We start from the raw sequence: 14,131 nt of genomic DNA, 5'->3' as shown, positions 1-14,131 counted from the left end.
GCATCTGCCTCAAGGAAAAGGAGCCCAAAATGCAAGGAACATTTATTGGTTTCAATACCGCAGGAATCCTGTACGAAGACCGTTTTTTAGCACTACTGTTAAAAACTAAACAACATAACCAAACCTGTCGGATTTTTTACTTACAAGCCCCAGTCCTTGTTGACCTATTACTGATTCTTCAAACTCGAATGGCAATGGTCATCAAGCGTTTGAATGAAGATGAAAATTATAAGTCCGAGCTGATCGGATTTAATGAGACGTTGATTAAAAATACTCCCGTCGTTGAACAATCAGAGATCGAAGAACCCACCTCTGAAAGACGGATTGTTTCCATTACTTTAAAACCTTGTGATACATACTCGATGCTTATCTTAGTACTACAAAATGAGCAGATCGCATCGCTTCGTATAGATGACAAACAAGTTGAAGCAATGCTAATTGGTATTCATCAGGCCTTAAATAACGCTGGCGACCAAAAATTAATTGAATATCTCAGTTCAAATCTCAACTTTTTAAGTCTATATGCCCTTGATTTAACCAAAGATAAAGGGGTTGATTACCAGCAGTCATTACAGGAAGACTGGAAACTAAACTTGTTTTCCCATTATCTGGGCGTGCTGTACTGCTGTGAGACGGACGAAGGGAAGAAAATTGTCTCCGGAGCTGTGATCAAAACCAGCGCGCCGCATCTGTCTGAACTGGAAAATAACGTCGTGATGCAGCTTATCGAGAAAAGCCCCAAGCTTAAGGCGATACACGCGGAGCTGGCGCCATGCCAGATCTTCAGTACCATTATCCCTTCCCAGCCAGGAAGAATGCTCAGTCTGGAAGAGTGCCTGCGTCCCCTGCACGCGTTCTACCTTGAGAAGAAAGCAGAACTTAGTGCCTGATCCGCATCTTCAACTACGCCTCTCTCCGCGCTCGCAGAGAGAGGCGTCACGCATCAGTTCGGGCACTTATAAACCTGGCCGTTCATTTCGCTGTCGGTAGGTACAAAGCTCGACAGCAGGTTCTGCGTCGGGCTGCTGACGCCGTAAATCACGTTTCCGCCCATCGCTGCCGCCTGGTTGCGCAGGGCGTTTGCCGCACCGCGCATGGAACCACCCTCATCGCCATTCTGGCCGGAGAGCCAGTTGCTCTGTTTACCCGTCGCGGTCCCTAACAGCTGACACTCTGCGCCCGGCTTCTCCTGCACGAAGCGCACATTCTGGCCGGCAGAGGTTAATTCATTGCTGGAACTGCAACCTGCCAACAGTAAGGCTGCGCCGACAATCCCTGCTAAATATTTTACCTGCATGTTATTCCCCATGATCGATGAGCTGGACGCACTGGCCCGGATGTAAATCTTTCATCCTTCAAACTGCGTCGGCATGAGCCGCGTTCATTCCCTCCCCGGTCGCGCTTGTCAGTTCACGCCCGAAACGGAGGTGCTTGCCGCTCTGATGCAGCTTAAATGATTTTTATGTATAAGCCTTATACTAAAAAGCGCGCCAAAAGAAAAACCCCCAGCCATTGCTGGCCAGGGGTTTCTGCTTTTTTATGCCGTAGAGCGCACGATTACATCATGCCGCCCATACCGCCCATGCCGCCCATACCGCCAGCAGCACCTAAATCAGGCGCGTCGCCTTTCGGCAGGTCGGTCACCATGCACTCGGTGGTGATCATCAGACCAGCCACGGATGCCGCGTACTGCAGAGCAGAACGGGTCACTTTGGTTGGGTCCAGGATACCGAAGTCGATCATGTTGCCGTATTCTTCAGTTGCTGCGTTGTAACCGTAGTTACCGTCGCCAGCTTTCACGTTGTTAGCAACAACAGACGGCTCTTCACCGGCGTTGGACACGATCTGACGCAGCGGTGCTTCCATTGCGCGCAGCGCAACTTTGATACCGACGTTCTGATCTTCGTTCTGACCGGTCAGGCCAGCGAGTTTCGCCGCAACGCGAACCAGCGCTACGCCGCCGCCAGCCACCACGCCTTCTTCAACCGCAGCACGGGTTGCGTGCAGGGCGTCGTCGACGCGTGCTTTTTTCTCTTTCATTTCAACTTCGGTAGCCGCACCGACTTTGATTACTGCCACGCCGCCAGCCAGTTTAGCGACACGTTCCTGCAGTTTTTCGCGGTCGTAATCGGAGGTCGCTTCTTCGATCTGCTTACGGATCTGAGCTACACGGCCCTGGATTGCAGACTCTTCGCCAACGCCATCGATGATGGTGGTGGTGTCTTTGTTGATAACCACGCGTTTCGCCTGGCCCAGATCTTCCAGAGTCGCTTTTTCCAGCTCCATACCGATCTCTTCAGAGATAACGGTACCGCCAGTCAGGGTAGCGATATCCTGCAGCATGGCTTTACGACGGTCGCCGAAGCCCGGTGCTTTCACCGCAGCCACTTTAACGATGCCGCGCATGGTGTTAACCACCAGGGTCGCCAGCGCTTCGCCTTCAACGTCTTCAGCGATGATAACCAGCGGTTTGCCAGCTTTCGCTACGGCTTCCAGAACCGGCAGCATTTCGCGGATGTTGGAGATTTTTTTGTCAGCCAGCAGGATGAACGGGCTTTCCAGCTCAACGGCACCGGTGTCCGGCTTGTTGATGAAGTACGGGGACAGGTAGCCGCGGTCGAACTGCATACCTTCAACCACGTCCAGTTCGTCTTCCAGACCGGTACCGTCTTCGACGGTGATCACGCCTTCTTTACCGACTTTATCCATCGCTTCCGCGATCAGTTTACCGACGGTTTCGTCGGAGTTAGCGGAGATGGTACCAACCTGAGCGATAGCTTTAGAGTCAGAGCACGGTACGGACAGCGCTTTCAGTTCTTCAACGGCGGCAATGACAGCTTTGTCGATACCACGTTTCAGATCCATCGGGTTCATGCCTGCTGCAACAGCTTTCAGGCCTTCGTTCACGATAGCCTGAGCCAGTACGGTTGCGGTGGTGGTACCGTCGCCTGCCGCGTCGTTCGCTTTAGAGGCAACTTCTTTCACCATCTGCGCACCCATGTTTTCGAACTTGTCTTCCAGTTCGATTTCACGAGCAACGGAAACGCCATCTTTAGTGATGGTCGGCGCGCCGAAGGATTTGTCCAGAACCACGTTACGGCCTTTCGGGCCCAGGGTCACTTTAACTGCATCTGCCAGTACGTTTACGCCGCGCAGCATTTTTACACGAGCGTCGTTACCGAATTTTACGTCTTTTGCTGCCATTTCTTTTATTCCTCAAATTCGTTCAGGGTCGTGCGAATTACGCTTCAACAATTGCCAGGATGTCGCTTTCGGACATGATCAGCACTTCTTCGTTGTCGATCTTCTCAGACTTCACGCCGTAGCCATCGTTGAAAATCACGATGTCACCAACTTTAACGTCCAGCGGCTGCACAGTTCCGTTTTCCAGAATGCGGCCTTTACCGACAGCGATGATTTCGCCACGAGTTGATTTAGCTGCCGCAGAACCGGTCAGAACGATGCCGCCTGCAGATTTGGTTTCAACTTCTTTACGTTTGACGATCACACGATCATGTAACGGACGAATACTCATTGATAGCTCTCCTTCGAGAAAGTCATTATCAGTTATGGGTGACGCCGGGCCGAACGCGGTTTACCGGCTAGTGCAGAGAGAGATGGGGGTGGCCATTTCCCGCTTCAAGGGCAAAATCAAAAAAAATTTTTACCTTTGCGCTAGCGCGCAAAAAGCAGCGCTATCGGCCAATGCGTCATAAGGAAAAGCGATTGTGATACTCTCTTTTTTTTCACTGGCGCAGGATGGAATCATGAGTGGTTTAAAACAGGAGTTGGGACTGGGACAGGGAGTCGGATTACTTTCCACCTCATTGCTGGGTACCGGCGTCTTCGCCGTCCCGGCGCTGGCGGCGCTGGTCGCTGGCGATAACAGTCTGTGGGCATGGCCGCTGCTCATTCTCCTTGTTTTCCCGATTGCCATCGTCTTTGCCCTACTGGGCCGCCATTTTCCCAGCGCGGGCGGCGTGGCCCACTTTGTCGATATGGCATTTGGCCCACGTCTGGCCAGCGTCACCGGCTGGCTGTTTTTATCCGTTATCCCGGTCGGACTCCCCGCCGCGCTGCACATCGCCACCGGCTTCGGCCAGGCGCTGTTCGGCTGGCATGATGCGCAGCTACTGTTGGCGGAGCTGGGCACCCTGGCCATCGTCTGGTGGATCGGTTCGCGTGGCGCCAGCTCCAGCGCCAACCTGCAGACGCTGGTTGCCGTGCTGATTGTGGCGCTGATCGTCGCCGTCTGGTGGCGTGGCGGGATAAGCCCGGCGCAGATCCCCTTCCCCGCCCTGACGGAGATCGACCATGGTCAGCTCTTCTCCGCGCTATCGGTCATGTTCTGGTGCTTTGTCGGTCTGGAAGCTTTTGCTCACCTGGCCTCGGAGTTTAAACATCCCGAGCGTGACTTCCCCAGGGCGCTGATGATAGGCCTGCTGCTTGCCGGTTCGGTCTACTGGGCCTGTACCGTGCTGGTGCTGCACTTCCACGCCTTTGGCGAGGAGATGGCGGCGGCCGCGTCGCTACCGAACATCGTGGTCCGTCTGTTCGGTGTCGAAGCGCTGTGGGTGGCCTGCGTCATCGGCTATCTCGCCTGTTTCGCCAGCCTCAACATCTATATTCAAAGCTTCGCCCGCCTGGTCTGGTCGCAGGCGCAGCATAAGCCCGAAAGCTACCTCGCACGGCTGTCGCCACGGCAGATCCCGCGCAATGCCCTCAACGCCGTGCTGGGCTCCTGCGTGGTCAGCACCCTGTGTATCTATTTGCTCGATATCAATCTGGACGCGCTGATCGTCTATGCCAACGGCATTTTCATCATGATCTACCTGCTGTGCATGCTGGCCGGCTGTCGTTTGCTGCGCGGGCGCTATCGGCTATTGGCGGTGGTGGGCAGCATTCTCTGTCTGCTGCTGCTGGCTATGGTCGGCTGGAAAAGCCTGTACGCGCTGGTGATGCTGGCGGGGCTGTGGCTGTTTTTACCCAGGCGCAAGCTGGCGACAGGTAGCGTGTAAGCCAGGAAAGAAACCGGCCCGGTCGCATTTGCTGACCGGGCCGGGCGTGTATTAATCGCGGGGATCGTCCTTATGGTCCAGACGATCGCGCTGCTCATCCTTACGCTGGAATTCCCCTTCGAAGGTCTCACCGCCGCCAGTTCCGGCGCTAAAGCCGCCGCCCGGCATCCGGCTGAAGCGCAGATGCGGCATCAGCTTCATCGTCAGGTGCTTCTGCACCGGCGGCAGTAACAGCAGCAGGCCAAGGAAGTCGGTAAAGAACCCCGGGAGCAACAGCAGCAGACCGGCAATAATCAGTGAAACGCTCTTGATCATCTCCGCTGCCGGGCTCTCGCCTGCGGCCATCTTCTGCTGCATCAGCAGGAAGTTTTTGAAGCCCTGGTTACGCACCAGCGACATCCCTACCACCGAGCTAAAGATCACCAGGATTAGGGTCATAAAGACGCCCAGCACGTGCGCGACCTGGATAAAGATCGATATCTCAATGTAAACGTAAAGAAAAAAGGCAATAAACGGAATCCAACGCACCGGCGTCTCCTTCATCTAACGGGCGCTGAGCTCAGCCCCCGTAATCATCAATTTGCTGATCGCATCCCACTAAGATGGGGATGCTGCGCGGCTTTTCAATCAGCGGAAATGCTTATTTTTTCCAGCAATAGGAAAGCGGTGACCCATTTCACAGATTAATAAATCTTCTCACACCCGCGATGTAATAAGTGATCAAGCTTACTGATATTCGCTATCATCAGCATATGATCTTGGGCACCAGGCCGGTTAAGGAAATAATCGTCGGCCAGAAAATATACTGAATCCTGGATATTCTGTGTATTTGGTGAATTCATTGGCAGCTTGAAAAGAAGGTTCACATGTTAAACAACATTCGTATCGAAGAAGATCTGTTGGGCACCAGGGAAGTTCCCGCGGACGCTTACTACGGCGTTCATACTCTGCGAGCGATTGAAAACTTCTACATTAGCAACAGCAAAATCAGCGACATACCAGAATTCGTGCGCGGCATGGTGATGGTGAAGAAAGCCGCCGCGCTGGCGAACAAGGAGCTGCAGACCATTCCCAAAAGCGCGGCAAATGCGATTATCGCCGCCTGTGACGAAGTCCTCAATAACGGCAAATGCATGGACCAGTTCCCGGTCGATGTCTTCCAGGGCGGGGCCGGCACCTCCGTAAACATGAACACCAACGAAGTCCTGGCGAACATCGGCCTCGAGCTGATGGGCCATCAGAAAGGCGAATACCAGTACCTGAACCCAAACGATCACGTCAACAAATGCCAGTCCACCAACGATGCCTACCCGACCGGATTCCGCATCGCGGTGTATGCCTCCATCCTGAAGTTAATCGATGCGATTAAACAGCTGGGCGAAGGCTTCCAGGCGAAAGCCGTGGAGTTCCAGGACATTCTCAAAATGGGCCGCACCCAGCTGCAGGACGCGGTGCCGATGACCCTCGGCCAGGAGTTCCATGCCTTCAATGTGCTGCTTAATGAAGAGACCAAAAGTATTCTGCGCACTGCGGAGCTGCTGCTGGAGGTGAACCTCGGCGCCACCGCCATCGGTACACGCCTCAACACCCCGGACGGCTATCAACAGCTGGCGGTGCAGAAGCTGGCGGAAGTGAGCAACTTACCGGTCGTTCCGGCGGAAGATCTGATTGAAGCCACCTCGGACTGCGGGGCGTACGTCATGGTTCACAGCTCGCTAAAACGCCTGGCGGTGAAACTGTCCAAGATCTGTAACGACCTGCGCCTGCTCTCTTCCGGTCCACGCGCAGGCCTCAACGAAATCAACCTGCCGGAGCTGCAGGCGGGTTCCTCTATTATGCCGGCGAAGGTTAACCCGGTAGTGCCGGAGGTGGTCAACCAGGTCTGCTTTAAAGTCATCGGCAACGACACCACGGTGACCATGGCCTCCGAAGCCGGGCAGCTGCAGCTGAACGTGATGGAGCCGGTGATCGGCCAGGCGATGTTCGAATCCATACATATCCTGACCAACGCCTGCTACAACCTGCTGGAGAAATGCGTTAACGGCATCACCGCCAATAAAGCGGTATGTGAAGGCTACGTCTACAACTCAATCGGCATCGTCACCTACCTCAACCCGTTTATCGGCCACCACAATGGCGATATCGTCGGCAAGATCTGCGCCGAAACCGGCAAGAGCGTGCGGGAAGTGGTGCTGGAGCGTGGGCTGCTGACGGCGGCGGAGCTGGATGATATTTTCTCCGCGCAAAACCTGATGCATCCTGCTTATAAAGCGAAGCGTTATACCGATGAAAGCGAACAGTAATCTTTCCGGTTAGTCATTGAAAGGCATGTCAGCGATGACATGCCTTTTTTGCTTTTTAGTTTTACTAAAATACAACAATCCAATATCAACTTGTTAAAAAACAAGGAAGGCATATATGTTTGGTGCAGAACTGGTTATTGTCCTGCTGGCGATTTATCTCGGCGCCAGGCTCGGCGGCATTGGTATCGGCTTTGCCGGTGGCCTTGGCGTCCTTGTCCTGACGCTTATTTTTCAAATCAAACCGGGTGCGATCCCCTTCGACGTTATTGAAATCATCATGGCGGTCATCGCCGCTATCGCCGCCATGCAGGTCGCCGGCGGGATGGATTACCTGGTCAGCCTCGCCGAACGGATGCTGCGCCGCCACCCGAAGTACATTACCTTCCTTGCCCCGCTGGTGACCTGGTTTATGACCGTACTCGCCGGCACCGGCCATACCGCCTTCTCCACGCTGCCGGTGATCACCGAAGTGGCCAAAGAGCAAGGCATTCGCCCATCTCGTCCGCTGTCGATTGCGGTCGTGGCCTCTCAGATAGCGATCACCGCCTCGCCTATCTCCGCGGCGGTGGTGTTCTTTGCCGGGATCCTTGAGCCGCTGGGCGTTAGCTACCTGACGCTGCTGGCCATCTGTATTCCGGTCACCCTGCTGGCGGTAATGCTCACCGCGATTGTTTGCAACTTCCTCGGCTGCGAACTGAAAGACGATCCCATTTACCAGGAGCGGCTGGCCAAGGGGGAAGTTAGACTGCGCGGCAGCCAGGTGTTTGAGCTGAAGCCGCACGCCAAACGCTCTGTCCTCCTGTTTTTGATCGGCATCGTGGCGGTGATGTTCTACGCCACGGCCATCAGCGATACCGTCGGCCTGATTAAGAACCCGGTGCTGCCGCGTAACGAAGCGATCGTGGTGTTTATGCTGACCATCGCCACCCTGATTAGCATCACCTGCAAAATCGACACTGGCGAAGTGCTCAACGCCAGCACCTTTAAATCCGGGATGAGCGCCTGCGTCTGCGTCCTCGGCGTCGCCTGGCTGGGCGATACCTTCGTTAAAGCGCACATCAGCGATATCCAGGCCGTGGCCGGCGACCTGCTGCACAATTACCCATGGCTGCTGGCGGTGGTGCTGTTCTTCGCCGCCACGCTGCTCTACTCACAGGCAGCCACCACCAAGGCGCTGATGCCCGCCGCGCTGCTGCTCGGCGTCAGCCCGCTGACGGCGATCGCCTCGTTTGCCGCCGTCTCGGCACTGTTCGTCCTGCCAACCTATCCGACCCTGCTGGCGGCGGTGGAGATGGACGACACCGGCTCGACGCGCATCGGCAAATACGTCTTTAACCACGCCTTCCTGATCCCCGGCGTTATCGCTATCACGCTGTGCGTGATCCTGGGCTTTATCTTTGGCGGGATTATGCTGTAAATACCGCTGGCAGCGGGCCCCGCGCGGGCCCGCTGCCCGTTTCCCTCCCCTACCCCCGATCGTGACGCTAATATCCCCGCATCTTGCGTGCTATAGTGCCTCTTTTCGCTGATACGAGGTTCATGATGACTACGCCTGATGCTGTTGTTGTGCTCTGTACCGCGCCGGATGAAGCGACCGCCCAGGATCTGGCGGCAAAAGCGCTGGCGGACAAGCTGGCCGCCTGTGCCACGCTGCTGCCGGGCGCCACCTCGCTCTATTACTGGGAAGGGAAACTCGAGCAGGAGTATGAAGTTCAGATGCTGCTCAAAACCGACCTTGCCCATCAGCAGGCGCTGCTGGATTGCCTGAAGTCTCACCACCCGTATCAAACCCCTGAACTGCTGGTTCTACCCGTCATTCATGGAGACAACGATTACCTCTCATGGCTTACCGCATCATTACGCTGATCCTGCTGCTGTGCAGCACGTCAGCCACCGCCGGGTTATTCGACGCGCCGGGGCGCTCGAACTTCGTGCCTGCTGACCAGGCCTTCGCCTTTGACTTTCAGCAGCAACAGCACGATGTCAACCTGAGCTGGCAAATCAAGGATGGTTACTATCTTTATCGTCAACAGTTTACCTTTCGCGCCGCCGGGGCGACGATCGACGAACCGGCGCTCCCGGCAGGAGAGTGGCATCAAGATGAGTTTTACGGCAAAAGCGAGATTTTCCGCCAGCGCCTGACCGTGCCGGTCACGGTGAAGCAGGCGGAGAAAGACGCCACCCTCACCGTCACCTGGCAGGGCTGCGCCGATGCCGGATTCTGTTATCCACCGGAAACCAAAGTGATCCCGCTGAGCGCCGTGCTGGCGACTTCTGCCGACGGCCAGGCAACCGCCATCGAGCCCATGCCGTCGACGAGCAGCCGTCCGGCGTTCAACCCGCCGCTGCCGGTTGAGCCGCGACCGGCCCCGGAGCTCGCCACATCACCTGCGCCTGCCGCAGTGCCGCCTGCAGACACGCCTGCCCGCCTGCCCTTTACGGCGCTGTGGGCGCTGCTGATAGGTATTGGTATCGCCTTCACCCCCTGCGTGCTGCCGATGTACCCGCTGATTTCCGGCATTGTGCTGGGCGGAAAGCAGCGGCTTTCCACCGCGCGCGCCCTGCTGCTGGCCTTTATTTACGTCCAGGGGATGGCCTTAACCTACACCGCGCTGGGGCTGGTAGTGGCCGCCGCCGGTCTGCAGTTCCAGGCGGCCCTGCAGCACCCGTATGTCCTGGCGGGACTGTCGGTGGTATTTATTCTGCTGGCGCTCTCCATGTTCGGCCTGTTCACGCTCCAGTTGCCCTCCTCGCTGCAGACGCGGCTGGCGCTGCTCAGCAATAAGCGCCAGGGCGGCTCGCCCGGTGGCGTTTTCGCGATGGGCGCCATTGCCGGACTGATCTGCTCCCCATGCACCACCGCGCCGCTGAGCGCCATCCTGTTGTATATCGCCCAGAGCGGTAATCTCTGGCTGGGCGGCGGCACGCTGTACCTCTACGCGCTGGGCATGGGCCTGCCATTGATCCTCGTCACCGTATTTGGCAACCGTCTGCTGCCGAAGAGCGGCCCGTGGATGAGCCATGTGAAGACCGCCTTCGGGTTCGTGATCCTGGCTCTGCCCGTTTTCCTGCTGGAGCGCATTGTCGGCGACCCGTGGGGATTACGTCTGTGGTCAATGCTTGGCGTCGCCTTCTTCAGCTGGGCGTTTATCACCTCGCTGGGCGCTACCCGGCCGTGGATGCGGCTGGTACAAATCATCCTGCTTGCTGCCGCGCTGGTCAGCGCGCGGCCCCTGCAGGACTGGGCATTTGGCGCTCCGGCAGTCGAGCAGCAGGCGCATCTGACGTTCACCCGCGTCAACTCGGTGGCCGAGCTTAACCAGGCGCTGGCGCAGGCAAAAGGCCAACCGGTGATGCTCGATCTTTACGCCGACTGGTGCGTGGCGTGCAAAGAGTTTGAAAAATACACCTTTAGTTCACCTGACGTGCAGCAGGCGCTGAAAGGCACCGTGTTATTACAGATTGATGTGACGAAGAACAGCCCGCAAGACGTCGCGCTGCTGAAACACCTGCAGGTGCTCGGTCTGCCGACGATCTTGTTCTTCAACGCTGAGGGTCAGGAACAGCCTGAGCGGCGAGTCACCGGCTTTATGGATGCCGCGGCATTCAGCGCCCATTTGCGCGATTGGCAAGCGTGAGCGACACTTTAGGAGGAAAGATGGAGGAGAACACCGTGCTACGTGAAGACGTCCTGGCAGAAGCCATTAAAATTCTTGAAATTGAAGGTATCGCCAACACGTCGCTGGAGATGGTCGCTGAGCGCGTGTCCTGTCCGACGAGCGACCTGAAACGCTTCTGGCCCGATCGCGAAGCGCTGCTGTACGACGCGCTTCGCTATCTGAGCCAGCAGGTGGATGCCTGGCGCCGACAGTTGCTGCTGGACGACACCTTAAGCGCAGAGCAAAAGCTGCTGGCACGCTATGCCGCGCTCACCACCTGCGTTAGTAACCACCGCTACCCCGGCTGTCTGTTTATCGCCGCCTGCACCTTCTATCCCGATCCCCAGCACCCCATTCACCAGCTGGCGGAACAGCAGAAGCAGGCTTCGCTGGCCTATACTCATGAGCTGCTGACTCAGCTGGAGGTGGATGACCCGGAAATGGTCGCTAAACAGATGGAGCTGATCGTCGAGGGCTGCCTGAGCCGTCTGCTGATCAAGCGTAGCCAGACGGATGTGGATACGGCCCGGCGGCTGGCAGAAGATATTCTGCGCTTCGCCCAGTGTCGTATGGGCGGCGCCTTAACCTGATTCTGATATCCTAACCGCCACGTCGCGCCTATAATTTCCCCCTCACTGATTGCTGACAGGGATTGATATGCGCGCGTTCTTCTGGGCTGCCTGGCTGGGGCTGTGCTCCACACCTCTGCTGGCGGCTCCCCTGCAAGGTTTTTCCTTTACGCAAAAAGACTGGGAGCTCGCCTGCGATAACACTGGCACCTGCCGGGCGGCGGGTTACGGCGTCCGCATGGGCGAGGTCAGCGTGCTGTTGACCCGCAACGCCGGCAGCGAACAGCGCCTCGCCGCCACGGCCACCTTTGCGCAAATCGAGCACGATATCCCCGCCGACTCCACCGCCAGCCTGCTGATCGACGACCGGGATCTTGGCGCGCTGGACGCCCAGGACGACAGCCACTTCCGTCTGGACAGCGATCAGACTGCCGCCCTGCTACAGGCGTTGACGAATCAGCGCAAAATCGAATTCACCCTTAACGGCCAGCACCTGCCGCTTTCCAGCGCCGGCAGCCGCGAGGTGCTGGGTAAAATGGATGCGTTTCAGCGACGCACTGGCACCGCCGACGCGCTGCTGGATAAAGGCGATGCCGGCGACGATGCCATTTTGCCAGCCACTGCCGCCCCGGAGATTATCGCCGCCCCGGTGATCCATAACGCGCAGCCGGTGGCGCTGAGCATACTTCAGCGCCAGAAGCTGCTGCCCTCCCTGACGCCGCTGCTGAACCAGCGCTGTGACGACTGGCAGAACCCGGCCATCCCGGCGGCAGAGCGCCAGATCACGCTGACCGCGCTGGATAAAACCCATTCTCTGGTGCAGGCGCTCTGCTGGCGAGCGCCCTATAACGACGGCTATGCGCTGTGGCTGGTCGATAACGCCCAGCTGAACAGGCCACGGTTGCTGACCACCGAGGCCTCGAGCTACGCCAACGGCACTATCGTCTTTTTGCACAAAGAACGGGGCATGGCCGACTGCCTAACCGGCGAGACCCGCATCTGGGATGGTAAAACCTTTACCCCCAGCCTGAAGTACAGCACCGGTATGTGTCGGGAAATCACCCCCGGCGGCACCTGGATGCTGCCGACCTTTGTCAGCCAGGTGATCCCCAGGCAGCAGAAAGAGGCGGATAACCTCGCCCTGCGCACACTGTATAACGCAGTGCTGAAAGCGCAAAAAAGCGATCCAGAATTGTCGCTGAATAAGGTCGCCGAGCAGTTTCCGTTAACCGGCCATATTACCGACTTCACGCTCACCTACGCCGATGACACCCTGGTTTCGACCAGCAAACCTTCCCCGGATATCAGCGATGACGAGTGGCAGGCGTTTCTGCGCTCCTCGATCAGCGCAGATTCAGAAAACGGTAAAGTCAGCTTTACCCTGATCGATCTCGACGGTGACGGCAAACGCGATCTGATCATCGACAGCTACGTGGGCGGCACCGGGCTCTTCAGCTACACCGGGGTGCTCCGGCGCGGCGATAATGACTTTGCCGCCGTCGACGGCAGCGACAGTGATAACGGCGATGATTTCGATGCCGGGGTGCCCGGCGCCCTCTTTTCTATCAATGGCCGCGGGGCTAACCAATGGAACCACTGGGTCAAAATCAACGGTCAGGTGTATGCCCTGTGGTACAACGGCCAGTTTGGCGAAGATAATCTCTACCTGCTGCGCCCGTTCAGCACTGCGAGCCAGACGCCCGCGGTGACGGTTCGCTATCGCTATACGCTGAACAGCATCCGCTCCCCGGAGAAAGACCAGCCGTTAACCCCACCCCTCAGCGACAGCGATAAAGCGGATCTGCTGCGTTCGCTGGAGGTCATGCAGGGCAGCCTGCTGAAAGACAAACCCGTCAGCGACAACGATGCGCCGATCTGCCCCATCCCACCGGGCACCTCCGCCGACGAGGCGGATAACTACTACAGCGGCGTCGCCATCAACTATATCTATGAGACAGTGGCCTATATTCCGGTCTGGCTGAACGGGAAGTGCTATATCGGCACTATTTTTAGCCACCATGGCGCCTATCGCCACGGCGTGGATGCGGAAATTACGCTGAGCTCCCCGCGCGAGGATGAAGAGGTCATTGGCGATTATATTATCTCCGGGTTGCGCCACGTAATCGCCATTACCAGCGGCTGGAAAACCCGCGAGGGTGATAACGGCATGCAGTGAAGTTAAGCCAAAACGCGCCTTTGAACGCAGAATTGCCGCAAAGATAAGCAATCGATAAGTAATTTAAGAAATTTGGTTGACGGGGTGGGCGGATTACGGTTTAATGCGCCCCGTTGCCCGGATAGCTCAGTCGGTAGAGCAGGGGATTGAAAATCCCCGTGTCCTTGGTTCGATTCCGAGTCCGGGCACCACTATTTAAAGAACCCGCCCAAAAGGCGGGTTTTTGCTTTTCTGCATCCGGACTCTTCATCGAACTGCGTTCGATTATTCGCCGCACAGCGGCTCACCCCTTCGGGGCCAGCGCGACAAGCGCGCTGTTCAACGCCTGCGGCGTTAGTCCGAGTCCGGGCACCACTATTTAAAGAACCCGCCCAAAAGGCGGGTTTTTGCTTTTCTGCATCCGGAC

13 protein-coding genes and 1 tRNA gene are annotated in these 14,131 nt (G+C 57.0%); 9 read left to right on the top strand and 5 right to left on the bottom strand.

Annotated elements, in window-relative coordinates; all coding sequences use genetic code 11:
* The first annotated feature begins 29 nt into the window (after positions 1-29).
* Complete coding sequence (yjeJ, locus tag N438_RS22625; protein ID WP_023339432.1) at positions 30-890, top strand: YjeJ family protein; 861 nt, start codon at positions 30-32, stop codon at positions 888-890.
* Between the two features lie 53 nt (positions 891-943).
* Here yjeJ and N438_RS22620 read toward each other — a convergent pair whose 3' ends face one another.
* The 3 genes from N438_RS22620 to N438_RS22610 form a co-directional block, all read right to left on the bottom strand.
* Entirely contained in the window at positions 944-1,297 is a 354-nt protein-coding gene (locus N438_RS22620; protein WP_004152419.1) for a DUF4156 domain-containing protein, read from the bottom strand.
* Positions 1,298-1,557: 260 nt separating this feature from the next.
* A complete protein-coding gene (gene groL / locus N438_RS22615) occupies positions 1,558-3,204 on the bottom strand; it encodes a chaperonin GroEL (RefSeq protein WP_008807218.1) in 1,647 nt (548 codons plus the stop codon).
* Positions 3,205-3,241: 37 nt separating this feature from the next.
* Positions 3,242-3,535, bottom strand: coding sequence for a co-chaperone GroES (locus N438_RS22610; protein ID WP_003855929.1), 294 nt, complete (start codon positions 3,533-3,535; stop codon positions 3,242-3,244).
* A gap of 232 nt (positions 3,536-3,767) precedes the next feature.
* Between N438_RS22610 and yjeH the strand changes: the two genes are divergently transcribed.
* On the top strand, positions 3,768-5,018 hold the full coding sequence (yjeH, locus tag N438_RS22605) for an L-methionine/branched-chain amino acid transporter (protein WP_012543132.1): 1,251 nt from the start codon (positions 3,768-3,770) through the stop codon (positions 5,016-5,018).
* A 51-nt stretch (positions 5,019-5,069) separates the two neighbouring features.
* On the opposite strand, the gene N438_RS22600 is transcribed toward yjeH, so the two are convergent.
* Positions 5,070-5,546 carry an FxsA family protein gene (locus tag N438_RS22600; RefSeq protein ID WP_012543133.1) on the bottom strand — a complete coding sequence of 159 codons (477 nt, stop codon included), beginning with the start codon at positions 5,544-5,546 and terminating at the stop codon, positions 5,070-5,072.
* Positions 5,547-5,884: 338 nt separating this feature from the next.
* Here N438_RS22600 and aspA point away from each other — a divergent pair, with 338 nt between their 5' ends.
* The 7 genes from aspA to N438_RS22560 all read left to right on the top strand — a co-directional run bounded on the left by aspA (position 5,885) and on the right by N438_RS22560 (position 13,916).
* A complete protein-coding gene (aspA, locus tag N438_RS22590; protein ID WP_002885424.1) occupies positions 5,885-7,321 on the top strand; it encodes an aspartate ammonia-lyase in 1,437 nt (478 codons plus the stop codon).
* A gap of 115 nt (positions 7,322-7,436) precedes the next feature.
* The gene (locus N438_RS22585) at positions 7,437-8,738 is read left to right on the top strand and encodes an anaerobic C4-dicarboxylate transporter (protein WP_008807221.1); all 1,302 of its coding nucleotides are present in this window, start codon (positions 7,437-7,439) and stop codon (positions 8,736-8,738) included.
* A gap of 125 nt (positions 8,739-8,863) precedes the next feature.
* On the top strand, positions 8,864-9,187 hold the full coding sequence (cutA, locus tag N438_RS22580) for a divalent cation tolerance protein CutA (protein WP_008807222.1): 324 nt from the start codon (positions 8,864-8,866) through the stop codon (positions 9,185-9,187).
* Positions 9,163-10,959, top strand: coding sequence for a protein-disulfide reductase DsbD (locus tag N438_RS22575; RefSeq protein ID WP_008807223.1), 1,797 nt, complete (start codon positions 9,163-9,165; stop codon positions 10,957-10,959). The genes cutA and N438_RS22575 overlap by 25 nt, the downstream gene beginning before the upstream one ends.
* Positions 10,960-10,979: 20 nt before the next feature.
* The gene (locus tag N438_RS22570) at positions 10,980-11,570 is read left to right on the top strand and encodes a transcriptional regulator (protein ID WP_008807224.1); all 591 of its coding nucleotides are present in this window, start codon (positions 10,980-10,982) and stop codon (positions 11,568-11,570) included.
* Positions 11,571-11,637: 67 nt separating this feature from the next.
* Positions 11,638-13,725: a DUF1176 domain-containing protein gene (locus tag N438_RS22565; protein WP_116696527.1), complete on the top strand. Its 2,088-nt coding sequence runs from the start codon at positions 11,638-11,640 to the stop codon at positions 13,723-13,725.
* A gap of 115 nt (positions 13,726-13,840) precedes the next feature.
* Positions 13,841-13,916, top strand: a tRNA-Phe gene (locus N438_RS22560).
* Here the strand turns inward: N438_RS22560 and N438_RS28630 are convergent.
* On the bottom strand, positions 13,917-14,131 hold a 215-nt coding region (locus N438_RS28630; RefSeq protein ID WP_207786597.1), incomplete at its 5' end, for a hypothetical protein.

Source organism: Klebsiella sp. GL120222-02 (assembly GCF_003097195.1).
Lineage (GTDB): Bacteria > Pseudomonadota > Gammaproteobacteria > Enterobacterales > Enterobacteriaceae > Klebsiella > Klebsiella variicola.
Note: the sequence above shows the minus strand (reverse complement) of the source record. Positions and strands in the feature narration are given on the sequence as shown.

Coding starts and splice junctions, on each gene's coding strand:
- yjeJ (WP_023339432.1), top strand. CDS start 30: ATGCAAGGAACATTTATTGGTTTCAATACCGCAGGAATCCTGTACGAA.
- N438_RS22620 (WP_004152419.1), bottom strand. CDS start 1,297: ATGCAGGTAAAATATTTAGCAGGGATTGTCGGCGCAGCCTTACTGTTG.
- groL (WP_008807218.1), bottom strand. CDS start 3,204: ATGGCAGCAAAAGACGTAAAATTCGGTAACGACGCTCGTGTAAAAATG.
- N438_RS22610 (WP_003855929.1), bottom strand. CDS start 3,535: ATGAGTATTCGTCCGTTACATGATCGTGTGATCGTCAAACGTAAAGAA.
- yjeH (WP_012543132.1), top strand. CDS start 3,768: ATGAGTGGTTTAAAACAGGAGTTGGGACTGGGACAGGGAGTCGGATTA.
- aspA (WP_002885424.1), top strand. CDS start 5,885: ATGTTAAACAACATTCGTATCGAAGAAGATCTGTTGGGCACCAGGGAA.
- N438_RS22585 (WP_008807221.1), top strand. CDS start 7,437: ATGTTTGGTGCAGAACTGGTTATTGTCCTGCTGGCGATTTATCTCGGC.
- cutA (WP_008807222.1), top strand. CDS start 8,864: ATGACTACGCCTGATGCTGTTGTTGTGCTCTGTACCGCGCCGGATGAA.
- N438_RS22575 (WP_008807223.1), top strand. CDS start 9,163: ATGGCTTACCGCATCATTACGCTGATCCTGCTGCTGTGCAGCACGTCA.
- N438_RS22570 (WP_008807224.1), top strand. CDS start 10,980: ATGGAGGAGAACACCGTGCTACGTGAAGACGTCCTGGCAGAAGCCATT.
- N438_RS22565 (WP_116696527.1), top strand. CDS start 11,638: ATGCGCGCGTTCTTCTGGGCTGCCTGGCTGGGGCTGTGCTCCACACCT.